Source organism: Actinotalea ferrariae (assembly GCF_019733465.1).
Taxonomy (GTDB): Bacteria; Actinomycetota; Actinomycetes; order Actinomycetales; family Cellulomonadaceae; genus Actinotalea; species Actinotalea ferrariae_A.
Genome location: NZ_JACVQL010000005.1, coordinates 1 through 17,132, shown reverse-complemented (window position 1 = coordinate 17,132; position 17,132 = coordinate 1). Strand labels below are relative to the sequence as shown.

General features: G+C 74.4%; 15 protein-coding genes. 7 read left to right on the top strand and 8 right to left on the bottom strand.

Annotated elements, in window-relative coordinates; translation table 11 throughout:
- Nucleotides 1–91: 91 nt before the first annotated feature.
- Nucleotides 92–676 (top strand): dihydrofolate reductase family protein, encoded by a 585-nt coding sequence (locus ICW40_RS00585; RefSeq protein WP_221651854.1) that lies wholly within the window; start codon nucleotides 92–94, stop codon nucleotides 674–676.
- On the opposite strand, the gene ICW40_RS00580 is transcribed toward ICW40_RS00585, so the two are convergent.
- Both ICW40_RS00580 and ICW40_RS00575 read right to left on the bottom strand, forming a co-directional pair.
- On the bottom strand, nucleotides 655–4,185 hold the full coding sequence (locus ICW40_RS00580; protein ID WP_308121529.1) for a choice-of-anchor I family protein: 3,531 nt from the start codon (nucleotides 4,183–4,185) through the stop codon (nucleotides 655–657). The two genes, ICW40_RS00585 and ICW40_RS00580, sit on opposite strands and share 22 nt — an antisense overlap.
- A 129-nt stretch (nucleotides 4,186–4,314) precedes the next feature.
- Nucleotides 4,315–4,677 carry a DUF4267 domain-containing protein gene (locus tag ICW40_RS00575; RefSeq protein WP_221651853.1) on the bottom strand — a complete coding sequence of 121 codons (363 nt, stop codon included), beginning with the start codon at nucleotides 4,675–4,677 and terminating at the stop codon, nucleotides 4,315–4,317.
- A 56-nt stretch (nucleotides 4,678–4,733) separates the two neighbouring features.
- On the opposite strand from ICW40_RS00575, the gene ICW40_RS00570 reads away from it, so the two are divergent.
- Nucleotides 4,734–5,279 (top strand): TetR/AcrR family transcriptional regulator, encoded by a 546-nt coding sequence (locus tag ICW40_RS00570; RefSeq protein ID WP_221651852.1) that lies wholly within the window; start codon nucleotides 4,734–4,736, stop codon nucleotides 5,277–5,279.
- A gap of 60 nt (nucleotides 5,280–5,339) precedes the next feature.
- On the opposite strand, the gene ICW40_RS00565 is transcribed toward ICW40_RS00570, so the two are convergent.
- Nucleotides 5,340–7,769 (bottom strand): glycoside hydrolase family 31 protein, encoded by a 2,430-nt coding sequence (locus ICW40_RS00565; protein ID WP_221651851.1) that lies wholly within the window; start codon nucleotides 7,767–7,769, stop codon nucleotides 5,340–5,342.
- A gap of 192 nt (nucleotides 7,770–7,961) precedes the next feature.
- Here ICW40_RS00565 and ICW40_RS00560 point away from each other — a divergent pair, with 192 nt between their 5' ends.
- Nucleotides 7,962–8,222, top strand: coding sequence for a hypothetical protein (locus ICW40_RS00560; protein ID WP_221651850.1), 261 nt, complete (start codon nucleotides 7,962–7,964; stop codon nucleotides 8,220–8,222).
- Here ICW40_RS00560 and ICW40_RS21320 read toward each other — a convergent pair.
- On the bottom strand, nucleotides 8,164–8,460 hold the full coding sequence (locus ICW40_RS21320; protein WP_308121532.1) for a helix-turn-helix domain-containing protein: 297 nt from the start codon (nucleotides 8,458–8,460) through the stop codon (nucleotides 8,164–8,166). The two genes, ICW40_RS00560 and ICW40_RS21320, sit on opposite strands and share 59 nt — an antisense overlap.
- Nucleotides 8,461–8,486: 26 nt before the next feature.
- The gene (locus ICW40_RS00550; RefSeq protein WP_221651848.1) at nucleotides 8,487–9,230 is read right to left on the bottom strand and encodes a hypothetical protein; all 744 of its coding nucleotides are present in this window, start codon (nucleotides 9,228–9,230) and stop codon (nucleotides 8,487–8,489) included.
- A 227-nt stretch (nucleotides 9,231–9,457) separates the two neighbouring features.
- On the opposite strand from ICW40_RS00550, the gene ICW40_RS00545 reads away from it, so the two are divergent.
- Nucleotides 9,458–11,065, top strand: a complete 1,608-nt coding sequence (locus ICW40_RS00545; protein ID WP_221651847.1) for an HNH endonuclease signature motif containing protein — start codon at nucleotides 9,458–9,460, stop codon at nucleotides 11,063–11,065.
- Between the two features lie 86 nt (nucleotides 11,066–11,151).
- On the opposite strand, the gene ICW40_RS00540 is transcribed toward ICW40_RS00545, so the two are convergent.
- Nucleotides 11,152–12,441, bottom strand: a complete 1,290-nt coding sequence (locus ICW40_RS00540; RefSeq protein WP_221651846.1) for a serine hydrolase domain-containing protein — start codon at nucleotides 12,439–12,441, stop codon at nucleotides 11,152–11,154.
- 331 nt (nucleotides 12,442–12,772) lie between these two features.
- Between ICW40_RS00540 and ICW40_RS00535 the strand changes: the two genes are divergently transcribed.
- Nucleotides 12,773–13,714 (top strand): hypothetical protein, encoded by a 942-nt coding sequence (locus tag ICW40_RS00535; protein WP_221651845.1) that lies wholly within the window; start codon nucleotides 12,773–12,775, stop codon nucleotides 13,712–13,714.
- Nucleotides 13,715–13,906: 192 nt separating this feature from the next.
- Here ICW40_RS00535 and ICW40_RS00530 read toward each other — a convergent pair whose 3' ends face one another.
- Nucleotides 13,907–15,160 carry an MFS transporter gene (locus ICW40_RS00530; protein ID WP_221651844.1) on the bottom strand — a complete coding sequence of 418 codons (1,254 nt, stop codon included), beginning with the start codon at nucleotides 15,158–15,160 and terminating at the stop codon, nucleotides 13,907–13,909.
- Between the two features lie 204 nt (nucleotides 15,161–15,364).
- Nucleotides 15,365–16,351: an aldo/keto reductase gene (locus ICW40_RS00525; protein ID WP_221651843.1), complete on the bottom strand. Its 987-nt coding sequence runs from the start codon at nucleotides 16,349–16,351 to the stop codon at nucleotides 15,365–15,367.
- A gap of 66 nt (nucleotides 16,352–16,417) precedes the next feature.
- Here ICW40_RS00525 and ICW40_RS00520 point away from each other — a divergent pair, with 66 nt between their 5' ends.
- Both ICW40_RS00520 and ICW40_RS00515 read left to right on the top strand, forming a co-directional pair.
- A complete protein-coding gene (locus tag ICW40_RS00520) occupies nucleotides 16,418–16,816 on the top strand; it encodes an MmcQ/YjbR family DNA-binding protein (RefSeq protein WP_308121527.1) in 399 nt (132 codons plus the stop codon).
- A 58-nt stretch (nucleotides 16,817–16,874) separates the two neighbouring features.
- Nucleotides 16,875–17,132: SRPBCC family protein (locus tag ICW40_RS00515; RefSeq protein ID WP_221651842.1), on the top strand; the 258-nt coding region annotated here is incomplete at its 3' end.

Genomic DNA, 17,132 nt, shown 5'->3' with positions numbered 1-17,132 from the left:
AGAGGATCGGGCGAAGCTGTCGAACGGGGCGCATGCCGATCGACGACAGGGTGAGAGCCCGCACCGCGCGGGACCACGGAGAGGTGAGGACATGCTGCTCACGGTGACGCAGTTCATGACGCTCGACGGAGTCGTGCAGAGCCCGGCCACGCCGGACGAGGACACGCGCGACGGCTTCGACCTCGGTGGCTGGCTGCCGCCGCACTTCGACGCGGACGTGGCGGCGGCCGTGTCGAGCATCTTCGACGTCGCCGACGGGTTCCTGCTCGGCCGCCGGACCTATGACGAGATGGCGGCGTACTGGCCGTCGCAGCGCCCTGCCGAAGGCCGCGACCGCGTCGAGCTCAACGAGCTGCCGAAGTTCGTGGCGACGAGCCGCGACGACGCGCTGACGTGGGCCGGGTCCGAGCGCCTGCACGGCGACCTGGCCTCGGCGGTGTCCGAGCTCAAGCGCCGCCCGGGCCGCGAGCTCCAGGTCCACGGCAGCGCGAGCCTGGTCCGGTCCCTGGCCGCCGCGTCCCTCGTCGACACCTACCGGCTGGTCGTGGCCCCCGTGGTGCTGGGGCGTGGCCGGAGGCTGTTCGACGGCGCGCCGCCGCACAGCCTCCGGCTGACCGCCACCCGCACCTCGGGCAGCGGCGTCGCGATGCTCACCTACGACGTCGCTCGCGGCTGAGCCCGCCGGACGAGGCCCGCTCCCGCGGCCACGAGCAGCGCGCCGAGCGCCGCGAGGAGCGCCACGTCCGCACCCGTCGTCGCGAGCCCGGCGCGCGGTCCCGGCGGTCCCGCGGTCGAACCACCGGTCGAGCCACCCGGCACGACGGCGCCACCGGTCCCGGTGCCGCCCGGCGCCGGCGCGTCCTGGGCGAGCACCGCGCGCCCGACGGCGGGCGGGGAGACGACGCCCGTCGCCTCGAAGTAGGCGACGGATGCGGCGAGGTCCACCTGCCCCGTGTCCGCGCTGCGAGCCCCCTGCGTGAACGTCGTGTAGCCGTCACCGCCCGAGGCGAGGAACGAGTTCACGACCACGCGGTAGGTGGCGGCCGACGCGACGGGTGCGCCGTCGAGCGTCAGGGCGCTGACCCGGGCGCCGAGCGGTGCCCGCGGGTCGAACGTGTACGACAGGCCCTCGGAGACCGCGAGGTGGAGCCGGGACTCCGCACCGTCCGAGACGCGCCACTGCTGCTCCAGGACCGCGTCGAGCTGCGCGCCCGTGAGGTCCATGGTGACGAGCGTGTTCGCGAACGGCTGGACGCTCGCGACGTCGGCGAACGTCACGGACCCGTCGCCGGTGCGGATGAGGTCGGCGCGCACACCGCCCGCGTTCATGAACGCGATCTGCGCGGGCTCGCCGGCGAAGTCAGGGTTGCTCGTCGCCCAGAGCTGCATGTCCGCGACCAGGTTGCCGAGGCTCGACTCCGCGGTCCGGTCCTCGGCGCCGGCGGCGTTGCGGGCCCGCGTGATGTCAGCCGTGATGCGCCCGACGACGACCGAGCCGACCTCCTCGGCCTCCTCGACCGCTGCCGAGACGATCGCGGACACGGCCGGGTCCGCCGGGTACAGCGGCGCCGTGCCGTCGTGCAGCGGCAGCACGTCCGACGTCGCCGCGACGACGGCGTTCGTCGCCCGGTCCACCGTGAGCTGCACGCGCCCGAGGTGCGTGCCGTACTGGCCCGACTGGACCACCGGTCGCTCGACGCCCGCGGGCCAGCCGGCGACCGGGTAGGCGCAGTCGTACGTGCGGTGCGTGTGCGCGCTGAAGATCGCGTCGATCCGCTCGCTCGCGCCGCGGACCAGCTCGCCGAACGGGTCGTCCGCCGCGGCGATCGCGGCGCAGTCGTCGGTCGCGCCGCCCTCGTGCGCGAGGAGCACGACGACGTCGGCCTCACCGTTGGCGGTGTCGCCGTCCTGCAGGTCCTCGGCGACGCGGTTCGCCGCGGCCAGCGCGTCGCCGAACTCGAGGCCCGCGATGCCGCCGGGCGTGACGAGCGTCGCGGTCGACGCCGTGACCACCCCGACGAAGCCGACGTCGACGCCGCCGACCGTCGTGACCCACGACTCCGGCAGCGCGGGCGTCGTCGTGCCGGCGAGGTACACGTTGGCGCCGAGCTGGGGGAAGCCGCCGCGCGGGACGACGCGATCCACGAGGTCGTCGTAGCCGCGGTCGAACTCGTGGTTGCCGACCGCCGAGATCTGCAGCCCCGCCGCGGCGAGCGCGTCGAGCGTCGGGGAGTCCTGCTGCGAGAAGGACGTGAACGTCGACGCCCCGATGTTGTCCCCGGCGGAGACGAAGACCGTGCTGGGGTTCTCGGCCCGCAGCTGCGCGACGGCGCCCGCCAGCACGGCCGCGCCGGCCTCGCGGTTGCGGGCGTTCTCCTCGAGCCGCCCGTGGAAGTCGTTGATGCCCAGGATCTGGAGGTCGACGGTCGGCGCGAGGGCCGGCTCGACCGCGAAGAGCGTCGTCGTGCCCGAGACCTCGTTGCCGACGGCGACGAGCGGCTCGCCGGTCGGCGACGCGGCGGCCGGGATGAAGGCGACGCCCTCGGGGCCGAGGTCGCCGGCGCCCGCGAGCGCGGCGGCCGGGTCCGCGGCGTCCTCGACGGAGACCGAGAAGTCGCGGTTGTTGACGTAGGTGACGAAGGCGGCCGCCGTCGGCGTCGTGATGTCGTAGACCGCGATGCCGCCGACCCGCTCCAGCCCGACGAACGCGTAGGTGCGGCCGTCGATCTCACCGAGCGCGAGGTTCTCGGGCTCGGGGCCCTTGTCGTCGCTGCGGCCCTCGAGGTTCGACTCGCTGTGGTTCGAGTTGGCGAACGCCGGAGCGGCGAGCGCGGTGACCTCCTCGAGCGAGGAGCCGGAGTCGAAGACGAGCTCGCCGTCGGTCGTCCAGACGGAGAAGGAGCGGCCGCCGAACGCGTAGAGCTCCTCGTAGCAGGAGCCGTCGTCCGACAGGCCGTCGGCGGTCGTCACGTTGAGGCGCCCGAGGTCCGACGACGCCGTGCGGCCTGCGAGCGGGTGATCGGCGCAGACCGGCGCCAGGCCGTCGTCGCCCAGGTCCGCGAGCCGCGCCGGCTCGGCGTAGTCGCCCCACTCGCGGGCGTCGCCCTCGTTCGCGGTGACGAGATACGTCCGACCGTCCGCGACGTAGGACTCGATGCCGTCCGGCAGGTACAGCCCGCGCAGCCCGGGCACGGTGCGCAGCGAGAAGCCGCCGTCGCGGTCGGACGGGTCGAGCGCGTTGGCGGCGTGGCCGTGGTCCTTCCAGCCGAGCGGCAGGACCTCCGTGACGGTCGCGGACTCCAGGTCGACGACCGCCGTGGCGTTCGCCTCCTGGAGCGTGACGTATGCCGTGGCGCCGTCGACCGTCACGTACTCGGGCTCGAGGTTCTCCGAGACGGGGTTCGGCCCGGGCGTCGCGAGGCCCGCGAAGACGCGGACGCCGTCGGGCAGGGACGCAGTGCCGCCGACCTCGTACTCGTGGAACGTCGCGGTGCGGACCGCCTCCTGGGCGGGCACCGCGACCGCGGTCGGGAGCGAGACGACGGAGACCGAGCCCTCCGGGTCGACCGTGTAGTCGTCGTCCGGCTCGCCCTCGTTCGCGACGACCGCGTACGCGCCGTCGTCGGACAGCGCCACCATGTCGGGGAGCGCGCCGACGCGGACCGCTCCGAGCGGCGTGCCCGTGCCCGCGGCGTCGAAGAAGACCAGCCAGCCGTCGTCCGTCTTCGGGTCGGACTCCACGGCGACGACGACCAGCCCGTCCGCCCGGACGGCGACCGAGTTGGCGACCGCGCCCGCGGGCACCGTCGACCCGTCCCGGGCCACGACGCCGACCGTCGTCAGGTCGAGCACGTGCGCGGGAGCCGTGACGTCGGCCCCGTCGAGCACCTCGACGGTCGCGGCGTGCGCGTTGACCACGAACAGGCGCTGCGTGCCCGCGTGGAACGCCACGATCTCGGCCGCCGAGGCGTCGAAGACCCCGGACTCGTAGGTCCCGACCGGGGTGAGCCGGAACGGCGCGTCCGGCGCCGAGTGGCGAGGCGGCTCGGGCACGACGGCGGCCGCGGCCGGTGGGGCGGCCGTCGTCGCGGCCGCGAGGGCGGCGGAGGTCGCGAGCGCCAGGGCGAGCGTGGCCGTCAGCGGCCTCGCGGCTCGGCCGGCGGGTGAGGGCAGGGGAAGGGGCACGGGAGGGTCCGTTTCGTCGCGCGGGGGGAGCGCTCCGGAACGTAGGGGGCCGGCATGATCACGAGCCGAACGGCAGGTGAACGGATCGCGGACCCGGGCTGGGCGCCACCTCGACGGCGGCCGGCTCGGTCAGCCGAGCGCGAGGACGAGGCCCACGGCCACGAGCAGCGCCGCCGTCGACCCGTGCACGCCGAGCGCGACCCCGGGCTTCCCGCCGCGCGCCAGCACAATGATCGCGTCGGCGATCGGCGTGAGGGCGGCCGCGACCAGCGACCAGCCGAAGACGGTCGGGCCGGCGACCGCCCAGACCACGAGCGGCACCAGGCCGGAGGTGATGTCCCGGACGCCCTTGATGCCGGTCAGGGCGCGCACGTCGTCCGCGGGGACGCCGAAGTCGAGCGTCGCTCGGCGCGGCAGGAGGAGGAACCGGGTCCCGATCGCGACGATGGCGGCGCAGCCGAGGAGTGCGAGGACGAGTGCGGCGAGATGCACGGTGAGGCCTTCCGGTGTTAGCGGGCAACGTTAGATAACGATGCTAACCTATTGGCATGGCTCCTCGACCCGCACCTGACCTCGACCTGCGCCGCGAGCAGGTCCTCCGTACCGCTCGAGCCCTCGCCGAGTCGGAGGGCTGGGCTGCCGTGACGATCCGCCGGCTGGCCGCCGAGCTGGGCGTCACGCAGCCCGTCCTCTACTCGGCGTTCGACGGCCGGCAGGCGATCGTCGACGCCGTGGCGCTCGCCGGCTTCGCCGAGGCCGCCGCGGCGCTGGCGGCGGTCGAGCCCTCACCTCGCGCGCGGATGCGCGCCTACCTCGACTTCGCGGCGGCGAACCCGCGCGTCTACGAGGCGATGTTCTCGATGCCCTCGGGGTTGACGTTCGCCGCGGCGGACGTGCCCGCACCGCTCGCCGACGCGTTCGCGGGCATCCGCGCCGCGTTCCCGGACGACGACGGCACGCGGGCCGAGGTCGCCTGGGCGGCGCTGCACGGGCTGGCCACGCTCGAGGCCGCCGGACGCCTGGCCGCGGGCCAGGAGCAGGCCCGGTTCGACGTCCTGCACCGCCTCCTCACCGGGCAGGCCGCGGGCTCCTGACCCGCGTGAGCGTGGTCCCGGCCTCGACGCCGGCCTCAGCCCGGGTCACCGCGGGCTGCGTCAGACGTCGTCGGCCGCCTGCAGCTCGAGCGTGAAGCCACCGACGTCCGGAACCGTCACGACGCCGTCGTCCACCGGGACCTCGACGCCGCCGAGGCTCGCGCGCAGCGGGCCGGCACCGTGCAGCACGACCCGGAACGCCGTCCTGCGGTGCTCGGGGAAGCCGTTGCCGGTCACGATCGCGCGGAGGGTCACCGTGCCGCCGTCGCGCGCCACCTCGAACGACGTCCGCACGAAGGCGCCGTCGCGCGCGGCGACCGTGAGGCCGTCGTCCTCCTGGAGCATCGACGCGACGACGCCGTCCTGCCGCGGCACGTGCACGTGCAGGTCCATGATTTCGGGCGCAGGTTCGGCGGTCGATGACGGCGCGTGCTCCCACATGGGGACGACGCCGCCCGCACGCACGTAGATCGGGATGCGGTCCATGGGCGTCGCGGCGAGCACGAACTGCGGCCCGACGAAGCGCTCCCCCGTGTGCCAGTCGGCCCACTCGCCCGCGGGGAGGTAGACCTGCCGGTGCGTCGTCCCGGCCTCGATGACCGGGGCGACGAGCAGGTGCGGCCCGAGCAGGAACTCGTCGTCGACGTCGCGGACGACGGCGTCGTCCTGGTGGTCGAGCACGAGCGGCCGCTGCACGGGCCTCCCCGTCTCGGACGCCGTCACGAAGCACGAGTAGAGGTACGGCAGGAGGCGGTATCGCAGGCGGATCGCCTCGCGGACGCCGTCGAGCACCGCCTCGCCGAACGCCCACGCGTACTGGTCGACGTTGCCCATGGCCGAGTGGTTGCGGAAGAAGGGCGTGAGCGCCCCGTACTGCGTCCACCGCAGGAAGAGCTCGCCGTTCGTGCTGCCGAAGAAGCCCCCGACGTCGGCCCCGACGAACGCCTGACCGGAGACGCCGAAGCCGTTGGCCATCGGGATGCTGAGCCACAGGTGGTCCCAGCGGGACTGGTTGTCGCCCATCCAGTGCGCCGCGTACCGCTGGATGCCGGCCGAGCCCGCGCGCGTGAGCACGAACGTGCGTAGGTCCGGCATCGCCTCCTGAAGGCCCTCGACCGTGCCCATCGCCATGAGCAGCGCGTACTGGTTGTGGAACCGCTCGTGCGACCAGCGCCCGCGGCCGAAGCGCATGCGCAGCGGGTCGACGTCGCCCGTGGCCGGCTCGTTCATGTCGTTCCAGATGCCCGCGAGGCCCGAGCGGACGTGCTCGGCGTTCAGGCGGCCCCACCACGCGCGCGCCTCCTCGGTGACGAAGTCGGGGAACGTCGTCCGGCCGGGCCACACCTGGCCGACGTAGACGTCGCCGCCCTCGGTGCGGCACAGCAGGTCCTTCTCGAGGGCCTCGTCGAACACGGCGTAGCCGGGGTCGTGCTTCACGCCCGGGTCGATGATCGTGATGACGCGGTAGCCGTCGTCGCGCAGGCGCGCGAGCATGCCGGGCGGGTCCGGGAAGCGCTCGCGGTCCCACGTGAACACGCGGTAGCCGTCCATGTACTCGATGTCGAGCCACAGCGCGTCGCAGGGCACGTCGAGCTCCCGGTGCCGCCGCGCCAGCTCCTCGACCGCGTCCTGGTGGTAGGCGTGCCACCGCGACTGGTGGAAACCGAGCGACCACAGCGGCGGGAGCGCGGTGCGGCCCGTCAGCCACGTGTACGCCTCGAGGATGTCGGGCATGCGAGGCCCGGCGAAGACGTACTCGCACCACGCGCCTCCCGCCGCGCTGATCGTGTACTCGTGCGGCGCCGTGAAGTCGTAGGCCACCCGGTACCCGTTGTCGAGGAAGGACCCCGCCATCGCCCCACCCGGCCAGGTGTGGTGGTAGAAGAACGGGATCGAGACGTAGTACGGGTCGAACTCGGTGCTCGCGCTGTCCGCGCGCGGGTCGCCCTCGCGCAGCGTCGCGGCGATGGCGCCGACGGCGTCCGGGGCCAGCACGTCGGTGTTCCAGAGCGTGAAGTCGCGCCCGCGGCGGTTGTGCCGACCGGTCTTCTCGCCGAGCCCGTAGATCGCGTCCTCGGGCCGGCACCGGCGGCGCAGCACGAACGCGTCGTTGAGCGTCGCGTACGTGCCGTACGTGCCGTCGTCGTCGGGGGCGGTCTCGATCACGGGGCTGCCGTCGGTGCGGTGCACGTCGACGCGGAACGGGTCCAGCCACAGCGAGACGACGAGCGCCGAGGTGCGCAGCCGGACGACGTCGGCCTCCCGCTCGACGTCGAACGCGACGTCGTGCTCGAACGGGTCCACGCACAGCGCGAAGGTCGGCTTCTCGTCGAACGCGCCGCCGCGGCTCATCATGAGGCGCACGACGTCGTCCCGGACGACGTCGACCCGCAGGCGCTCGCCGTGCAGGGCGGCCACCAGGCCGCGCGGGGCGTCGTCGACCGCGTCGACGCGGTCGAAGGCCAGGTAGCTGTCCGTGCGCGGGATCATCCCCACCCTCTCGTCGGGCCTCTGTCGGCGTCGTCGGCGTCTGCCGGCCTCTGCCCTCCCCAGCCTGCCGAGGGGGTGTGACAGACGCCACCGGCCGACGGCGCCCGGGTCCACTTGAGTTCTGCGCCGGAGTGCCGACGCAGAAGGTGAGGCCTGCACCGCGCCGGGTGCGCCGCCCGCCGAGGAGACACCATGACCGCGACCCTGACCGACCCGCAGACCGCCACCCCGACCGACCTGCCGACCTGGCCCGTGACCGTGTTCGGGACCGACCCCCGCACCGGGCACCCGGGCACCTGGCACATCGAGCGCAACGAGGCGTCGGGCGGCTACGAGGTGCAGTGGGCGTTCGGCCACCTGACCAACCCGGCTGTGTGGATGCAGGCGTCGAAGGTCACGACCATGACCGACGAGGCCCACGCGCTCGAGCTGCTGCGGCGGATCGAGGGCTGACGCCTTCGGGCGCATCGCCGGTCGGCGGCGGCGCGCTGTGCGTACCGCTCACCTCGAGGACGTCGCCGGGCTGGCACTGGAGGACGTCGCAGATCGCGGTGAGCGTGCTGAAGCGGATCGCCCTGGCGCGTCCGTTCTTCAGGACCGACAGGTTCGCGACGGTGATGCCGCTCGCTGCGGCGAGCTGGACGAGGGTCATGCCGCGGTCCTCGAGCAGCGTGCCGAGGTGCGAGACCACCCTGTGCTGACCGCCGTCCTCTGACGTCACACCAGCCCCTCGGTGTCGGACGCGAGGCGGGCGCCGCGACGGGTGGCCGCCGCGAGCGCCAGCAGCATCGAGGCGACGAGCGCGGGCCACCAGGTGATGTGGAGCGCGGGAGCCAGCCAGCCGACGGGCATGTCGAAGGCGCCGGTCGGCGAGTACCGGGGAGCCGCTTCGAGCGCGGCGACGATGCGGCCCGCCGCCACGTAGTCACCGATCGTGGCGAGGAGCCATGCGCCGCCGACGACGGCGGCCGCGGCGAGGAGGCGTCGGGCGTTGCCGGCGGCGAACGGTCGGCCCGATGCGGTGCTGCGCAGAGCCGGCACGAGGAGCAGCCCGACCAGCCCGGCGGCGGCGAGGCCTGCCCACAGCGAGGCCGTGGCCAGCAGGGACGTCAGCGGGTCGCCGGCGCCCTCGGGGTCGAGCGGCGGCGCCGCGAGCAGGTCACCGCCGCGCCGGACGGGAAGCGGTTCGCCGCCGGGCCACTCGTCGGGCAAGGCCGCCGGCGCGCAGCTCGAGCCGTCCATCGACCAGCCCTCGACGCACGGCAGCGTCAGCTCGGTGTAGCCGACGGGCGCGGTCAGGCGGACCGGCGCCTCGGGGCTCGTGCCCTTGCCCATCGCGGCCATGGCGGCGTAGGAGAGCCCGGCGGCGACCGCGAGCCACGCCGCCACGACCAGCGCGCCGACGAGGACTGCGGGTGCCAGCGGACGGGTCGTCCGGGCCTGGTCGACGGCTGCGCTCATCGGTGTGCCCCATCTCGATAGTCGATATGCGTTCCGGGAACGTATCGACAATCGGCATGGCGGCGTGAGCGCGGTCACCCGTTCGCCGCGGGTGGGCTTGCGGTCGCGCCCGGCCCTTGTCCGGAGTGCCCCGAATCCGTAGACTTCGAACAGGTGTTCGAACACCATGTGCGAACGGAGGGCGACAGATGGCGGTGCTGGCGGCGGTCGAGCCATCGCCTGCCGGCGTGCGAGCGACACGAGTCGCCGCCGCTACCCCTGCTGCGCAGATCGGGGCCGCCGCCGACGACGTCGTGGCGGACGTCGCGCGCCTGGTCGCTCGCGTCCGCGGCGCAGGCGGTGCGGCGGGCGACTGGACACCGGTGCAGCGGCGGGCCGTGCTCTCGGCGCTCGACGGCGCCATCGGTGCACTGACTGTGGTGCGCGGGGACGTGCTGGTCGCCGAGCGCGACAGCGGTACCTGGCGGGCGTCGGGCGACCCGTCCTTCGAGGCCTGGCGCGGTCGGACGTCGCGAGCCGGGACCCGGGCCGCTCTCACCCAGGTACGGCAGGCCGAGACCGCCACCCAGCTGCCGCGTCTCGGCGACGCCGTGCGCGACGGTGCGCTGCCTGTCCAGCACATGGAGGTGCTGAGCCGGGTGGTCGCGGCCGCACCGGCGCCCGTGCGCGCTGCGCTCGCGAGCGAGGACCACCAGGCCGAGCTGCTCGGCGTGGCCCGTCGCGTCGACGCCGGCACGTTCGCCAAGGCGGCCCAGCGACTGGCGGCGCGGCTGGACCCGCGCGCCCACGAACGCGGTCACCAGGCGCAGCGCGCCGCCCGCTATTTGCACCTGAGCGACGCCGTCGACGGCACCAGGATCAGCGGTCTCGTCGACCACATGGCCGGCCACCGCCTGCGCCTGGCGCTGGAGGCCGTGACGCCCCGGCCGACGCAGGACGACGAGCGCACCAACGAGCAGCGTCGCGCCGACGCCCTGGACACCCTCGCCGAGAAGGTCCTGTCACTGCCGCAGACAGGCAGCGGCGCGGCCGTCCGACCTCACGTCTCGTTCCTCATGGACGCCGACACCTGGGCGGCTCTGCGCGCCCAGCGCCAGGCGGAGGTCGACGCGGCCGCACGCGCCCGGTCCGACGCGCAGTCCGAAGCGATGGTGTCCGACGCGCAGTCCGAGGCGGCGGAGGTCGACTCCACGCAGTCCGGGTCCACGGGGTCCGAGTCGACGGGCTCCGAGTCGACGCCGCCCGACCTGGCGCGCGGGTTCGAGCCGGTGACGCTCGAGGACGGCACGCCCGTCCCGCTCAGCGAGGTGGCCCGCGCCCTGTGCGACTGCGAGCTGACCCGGATCGTGCTGGACGCCGACGGGGTGCCGCTGGACATCGGACGCTCGCGCCGCACGTACACCGGCGCTCAGCGCCGCGCCGTCATCGCGCGGGACCGCACGTGCGTCTGGCCCGACTGCACGGGCGACGCCCGGTGGGGCGAGGTCCACCACATCCGCTGGTGGGACCGGGATGACGGCCCCACCTCCCTCGAGAACGCGGCCCTCCTGTGCTCGTTCCACCACCACGAGGTGCATCGCCGCGACCTCAGCATCACGAGACATCCCCCACCGCCTCGACCGCCCGGACGAGCCAGGGAGACCAAGCCTGCCGGCGGGCGGGCCGGGAAGACCGAGCCCGCACCGCAGGCCGGGAGCGCCGGGCGGTCGCACCGCAACAGACGGTCCCGGACTCGACCCCTCTACTCCTTCCACGACCCCCGCGGGCGACCCGTCGCCATACCGAGGACCGTCGACGAGGCGACCCCGGACGCCGGAGCCGCGCTGCTGCCCTGACACGACGAACGGCACGGAAGCGCGGTGGCGCATCCGTGCCGTTCTCGGTCGGTGGTCGACGGGTTGCCGTCCGTCGCAGAGGGCCGTCAGTCGCAGAGGGCGACGTCCACGAGGTCCTCGACGTGCTGGTTGATCTCGAGGTCGGGCGTCAGCGACGTGACCGCGATCGCGACGGCCTCGCCGTCGGCCGTGGCGCCGCCACGCGTCGAGTAGCCCGGGATGTCGCCACCGTGGCCGTAGACCACCTCGCCGCAGCTGAGCTCGGTCGTCATGAGGCCCAGGCCGTAGCCGTCGCCCGGGTAGCCCTCGGGCAGCGGCACCGTGGTCGTCATCTCCGCCCACAGCTCCGGGCTCAGCAGCTCGCCGCCCGGGAGCGCGCTGAAGAAGGTGTTGAGGTCACGCGTCGTCGAGACCATGTCACCGGCTGCGCCGCCCCAGGACGGGTCCATCACGGTGATGTCGCCCATCGTCCCGTCCGGCAGGGGGTGGTAGCCGCGCGGGTGACGCTCGCGGATCTCCCGCTCGCCCGGGAGCGGCACGTAGGTGCCCTCGAGGTCGAGCGGCTCGACGATGCGCTCGGTGATCTGCTCGGCGAGGGGACGTGCGGTCACCCGCTCGATGAGGAGACCCAGCAGCGTGTAGTTGGTGTTGCTGTACGCCCACTGCTCGCCGGGCTGGAAGTCGGCCGGGTGCGCCAGGGCGAGCGCGAGGTTGTCGTGCGGGTGCACGAACTGGTCGCGGGTCGCGAAGAAGTCCAGGCTGATGTGCGCGGTGTAGTTGGGCAGGCCGCTCGTGTGCTGCAGGAGGTTGCGCACCGTGATGCGGTGCGCGTCGATGCCCTCGCCGCGCACGAGGCCCGGCAGGTAGGTCTCGATCGGCGCGTCGAGGTCGACCAGACCCTCGTCGACCAGCTGGAGCACGACGGTCGCCGTGAACGTCTTGGTGTTGCTGCCGATGCGCACCTGCCCGTCCGCCGGCACGCGACGTCCCGTGTCGATGTTGCCGACGCCCGCGGTGTAGTCGCGGCTGCGCCCCCGCTCGTCGACGACGTTCGCCAGCACGCCCGGGAAGCCGTCCTCCTCGACGAGCCGCTCGAGGCCGTCCTGCAGCTCACGGTTCCCGCGGCCACGATCGGCGGGAGCGCCCGCGACGCCGCCGGACGACGGCGAGATCCAGCTGGTCACCGCGCCGTCGAGCGCTGCCGCCTGCTCCGTGCCGTTCCACACCTGGCCGCCGCCGACGAGGGCGGCGATCCCCAGGAACGCCGCGGCGCCACGCGCCTTCCGCCGGCGTGACGTCGCCCGGAGCCCGCCGGGCGCGTGCTCCTGGCCGGGGTGCTGGCGGGGGTGCTGGTCGGTGCTCTTCTCGGTGCTCATCTCGACTCCTCAGTGGCTCTCGATCGGATGTCTCCACCCTCGCCGTCGCAGGTCGGCCGCTGAATCCCGCACGCTGGCCGATCCGAGGTGGTGCAGGCCCTACCCACGCGGTGGCGGCCGCGCCACCGAGGGCCACGCCCCCAGGCGCCCCGCCGCCGAGACGCCCAGACGCCGCCACCCCGATGCCGCGCCACCCAGGGGCCGCGCCATTCAGAGGCCGCGCCAATTAGTGGGAGCGCGCGACCGAGAGGCGGCTTGCGACCGAGAGGCGGCGACACCGAGGGGCCGCGCCGCCGCGACGCCCGTCGGGGCTGCGTGCGACCATCGGGCCATGTCGTCGCCGCACGAGAGCTCCTGGAGAAGCCCCGCCGACCCGCAGCCGCCGACCGGCACGGGCACCGATGCCGTGCGGGCCACGCACCCGACGGCCGCTGGACCGGGGAGCGAGGTCGTCGTCGGCGGCGTCACGGGTGTCCCGTTCGTCGACGACCTCATCGACAAGGCGGTCGGCATCCCGTCGTCGGCGATCCACGCGCACGTCGACCGGCTGCGGCGACGGAACCCCTACGCCTCACCGGCCCAGATCATCGCGCTGCTGGAGAAGCAGTACCTGCTCGCCGTCTCGACGTCGGGCGGGGCGGTCGGCGCCGCCGCCGCGATGCCCGCGATCGGCACGGGTGTCGGCATGGCCCTCACGACGACGGAGGTCGGCACCTTCTTCGCCGCGTCGGCCGCGTTCTCGCTCGCGGTCGCTGACGTGCACGGCATCGGCGTCGAGGAGACGGCACGCCGTCGTGCGCTGCTCATGGCGACGGTCCTCGGCGAGCAGGGGTCGACGACGGTCGGCGCCGAGGCCGGCATCGACGCACGCGGGTGGGCCAAGACACTGCTCGTGAACATGCCGACGCAGACCATCCGGCGCGTCAACAACGCGCTGACGCGGCGCCTCATCCGGCGCCAGGCCGGCAAGCAGGGCGCGCTCGCCCTCGGGCGTCTCGCACCGTTCGGGATCGGCGCCGTCGTCGGCGCCACGGGCGCACGCGCCATGGGGCGGACCGTGATCCAGGGCGCGCACAAGGCGTTCGGGCCGCCGCCCGCGGCGTTCCCGCGTGAGATCGAGCTCGCCGTCTCGGGGCCGGACGAGTCCGCCAAGCCACTGCGGCTCGTCGAGCAGCGCGGCACGGCGCTCGACACCGTCCAGGAGACCGACGGCGCGTCGGCCGCCACGGCGCCGCAGGATGACACGCGTCGCGGCCGCTGGCGCCGCCGCTGAGCCCCGTCCCCGCGCCGGCGGCCGCTGACGTTCTTCCGCCGCACGGGCACGCTGGTGCCCGCCCGCGGTCCGGCGGCTGCTGGTGTTCGTCCCCGCGCCGGCGGCTGACGTTCGTCCGCGCGTCGGCGACTGACGTCGGCCCGAGCACCGACGACGGCTCGCTCCGCCGCTGAAGCCCGTCCGCGCGCCGGGTCAGGCGCCGGCGGGCACCGCGTCGTCGTGCGGCATCGTGGCCCGGCGGAACGGAGACCACGTGAGGATCGCCGCGGCGGTCGCCATCCCGATCGCGCCGGCGGCGATCACCGGGCGGTTGCCCCACTCCAGCGCGGCCCAGCCCGCGAGCGGCGCGGAGACGGCGATCGAGCCCCAGTTGAACGAGCGGATGGTGGCGTTCATGCGAGCGCGGAGGCGGTCGGGCGTCACGGCGTTGCGGTAGCTCAGCTCGAGCGGACCCTTGAGCCCCCCGCCGAGCCCGTAGACGAGCTGCCCGACCACGAGCCACACGAGCGGCGCCGGTCCGTCGGGACGCGCGAGAAGCACCGCCCCGAAACCGAGGGCCGTCAGCCAGTCGCCCGCCGCGCACACCCGGCCGACTCCCCACCGCTCCCCCGCGCGCGGCGCGAGCCCCGCGCCCAGCAGGCCCGAGATGCCGGCGCACGCGAGCGCCGCGCCCACGGCCAGCGCGTCGAGCCGGAGGCCGTTCACCGCATGGATCACGTAGACCGTCATGACCGACGACACCCCGAGGAACCACAGGTGCAGCGCGAGCGCGTAGGGCGCGAGCGTCCGGTGCCGGTAGACCCATCGGGCACCCTCGCGCAGCTCGCGGCCCAGGTGCCGGTCGGCCCGGGGGGACGGCGGCGGCTCGTCGACCTTGACGGTCAGCAGCACGACAGCCGACACCACGTGGCTGACGGCGTTGACGGCGAGCGCGACGGGCGCGGAGAAGAACCGCACGAGCGCCCCGGCGAGGAGCGGGCCGACCGACTCCGCAGCCGTCATCGACTGGTCGAGCCGAGCGTTGGCGACGGGCAGCGCGGCCACCGGCACGAGGCGCGGCACGAACGACTGGTGCGCGGCCATGAACGCGACCGAGGCGGTGCCCACGCCGAACACGAGCACCGCGAGGACCGGGACGGTCAGCGAGCCGGTCATCGCGAGCGCGACGATCAGACCGAGCACCACAGCGCTCAGCGTGTCCGCCGCCACGAGGACGGGCCGCCGCCGCACCCGGTCGACGAGCACGCCGGCGACCATCCCGAACAGCAGCGACGGCAGCCACTGGGCTGCGCGCACGACGCCGATCGCGCCCTGGTCGGCGCCGAGCGTCTCGATGAGCAGCAGCTGCAGCGCGAGGTTCGACGTGAACGTGCCGAACCACCGGACGGTGTCGGCGACCCAGACCCGGACGAACGCCGGGTACGCGAGCACGCCGGTCGTCGCCACGCGCCCAGTCAATCAGCGCCCGGATGATCAGCGCCCGGTCAAGCGCCCGGTCGATCAGCGCCCGGTCGATCAACGCCGGGCCGATCAGCGCCCGGCCAATCGGCGGCCGGACCGACAGCGCTCAGGTACCGCAGAGCTCCGACCGCCAGCGCCCGGCCCGACAGTACTGGGCCGGGCAGCGCAGCCGGCCGCACAGCGTGACGGTCACCAGCGGCCGTGCACGTGCTCCCGGATGCGCTCGTCGTAGACCTGCTCGAGCGCGGCGAGCGTCGCGGCGTCGAGCGGCGCGAGCTCCGCGGCGGCCGCGTTGTTGCGGGCCTGCTCCGGCCGGCTGGCACCGGGGATGACCGTGGAGACGCCGGGCTGGTCGATGATCCAGCGGAGCGCGAGCTGCGCCGTCGTCGCGCGGTCGGGGGTGAGGCGCGCGACCTCGCGGGCCGCCTCGAGGCCCACCTCGTACGGCACTCCCGCGAAGGTCTCGCCGACGTCGAACGCCTCGCCGTTGCGGTTGAAGCTGCGGTGGTCGTCCGCGCCGAACGTCGTCGACTCGTCGTACTTGCCGGTCAGCAGGCCGCTCGCGAGCGGCACCCGCGCCAGGATGCCGACCCCGGCCTCCTGGGCAGCGGGCAGCACCTCCTCGAGCGGCTTGCGGCGGAAGATGTTGAGGATGATCTGGACCGTCGCGACACCGGGCCGCGCGATGGCCGTGAGCGCCTCGTCGACCGTCTCGACCGAGACGCCGTAGCTCGCGACGCGCCCCTCCTGCACCAGCGTGTCGAGCGCGTCGTAGACCTCGTCGCGGCTGTAGACCTCGGTCGGCGGGCAGTGCAGCTGGACGAGGTCCAGCGTCTCGACGCCGAGGTTCTCGCGCGACCGGTCCGTCCACGCGCGGAACGCGTCGAGCGTGTAGGCGTCGGCGACGTGCGGGTCCGCGCGGCGGCCCATCTTCGTGGCGACCGTGAGGCCGGCGTCGGGCCGGCGCCGCAGCAGCGTGCCGACGAGGCGCTCCGAGCGGCCGTCGCCGTAGACGTCCGCCGTGTCGAGCAGCGTGACGCCCGAGTCGACGGCCGTCTCGAGGATCGCGAGCGCCTGCTGCTCGCTCACCTCGCCCCAGTCCGCCCCGAGCTGCCAGCAGCCGAGGCCGACCACGCCGACCTGCCGTCCCGTCCGTCCGAGCACACGCTTCTCCATGGCCGCGACGCTACCGTGGACGACGTCGCAGGCTCACCTCGAGCCGACCTGACCAGGGAGCACACCGTGGCGCACCCCCGCATGTACGACGACGCCGACCCGCTGCTCGACCGCCTGCGCCGGCTGTGCGGGGCGCTGCCCGAGTCGGTCGAGAAGGAGTCGTGGGGCCGGCCCACGTTCCGCGCCCCGAAGATCTACGCGGTGTACGGCAGCGGCAGCGCCGCGGGCCAGGAGGCGCACCCGCAGGCGTTGATCTTCAAGCCCGACGACGACGAGCGTCCCGCCCTCCTCGAGGACCCGCGGTTCTGGGCGCCGCCCTACTACGGACCCTCCGGGTGGCTCGCGCTCGACCTCGACGAGGGCACGGACTGGGACGAGGTCGGCGAGCTGCTGGCGTCGTCGTACCGACAGATGGCACCCCGGCGTCTGGTCGCGCAGCTCGACGCCGCGCGGGCCGCGCGGTGAGGCCGACGTCGGCCGCCGCGCGTCCCGGCTCGCGCCCCGCTCGCGGCGAGGGGTGGCGGTGAGCGTCCGCGAGGTGTCCGCGAGCCGCGTGGTCGCCGCACCGGCCGACGTCGTCTGGGGCCTGGTCACCGACGTGCGCAACCACGCGCGGTGGATCCCGCTGACGCGCGTCGACACGTTGCGGGGGCAGCCGGGCGTACCGGCGGCGGGCGACCGGTTCGCCGGCGTGACCGGACCGACCGCGCTGCGCGGCGGCCGCGGCCTCGCGGACACGATGGTCGTGGAGCGGCTCGACCCGCCGCGGCCCGCGCACGGC

Bases quoted from the DNA above. Each gene is read 5' to 3' on its own strand.
- ICW40_RS00585 (WP_221651854.1), top strand. From the start codon at position 92: ATGCTGCTCACGGTGACGCAGTTCATGACGCTCGACGGAGTCGTGCAG.
- ICW40_RS00540 (WP_221651846.1), bottom strand. From the start codon at position 12,441: ATGAGCACCGAGAAGAGCACCGACCAGCACCCCCGCCAGCACCCCGGC.
- ICW40_RS00560 (WP_221651850.1), top strand. From the start codon at position 7,962: ATGACCGCGACCCTGACCGACCCGCAGACCGCCACCCCGACCGACCTG.
- ICW40_RS00550 (WP_221651848.1), bottom strand. From the start codon at position 9,230: ATGAGCGCAGCCGTCGACCAGGCCCGGACGACCCGTCCGCTGGCACCC.
- ICW40_RS00565 (WP_221651851.1), bottom strand. From the start codon at position 7,769: ATGATCCCGCGCACGGACAGCTACCTGGCCTTCGACCGCGTCGACGCG.
- ICW40_RS00535 (WP_221651845.1), top strand. From the start codon at position 12,773: ATGTCGTCGCCGCACGAGAGCTCCTGGAGAAGCCCCGCCGACCCGCAG.
- ICW40_RS00525 (WP_221651843.1), bottom strand. From the start codon at position 16,351: ATGGAGAAGCGTGTGCTCGGACGGACGGGACGGCAGGTCGGCGTGGTC.
- ICW40_RS00570 (WP_221651852.1), top strand. From the start codon at position 4,734: ATGGCTCCTCGACCCGCACCTGACCTCGACCTGCGCCGCGAGCAGGTC.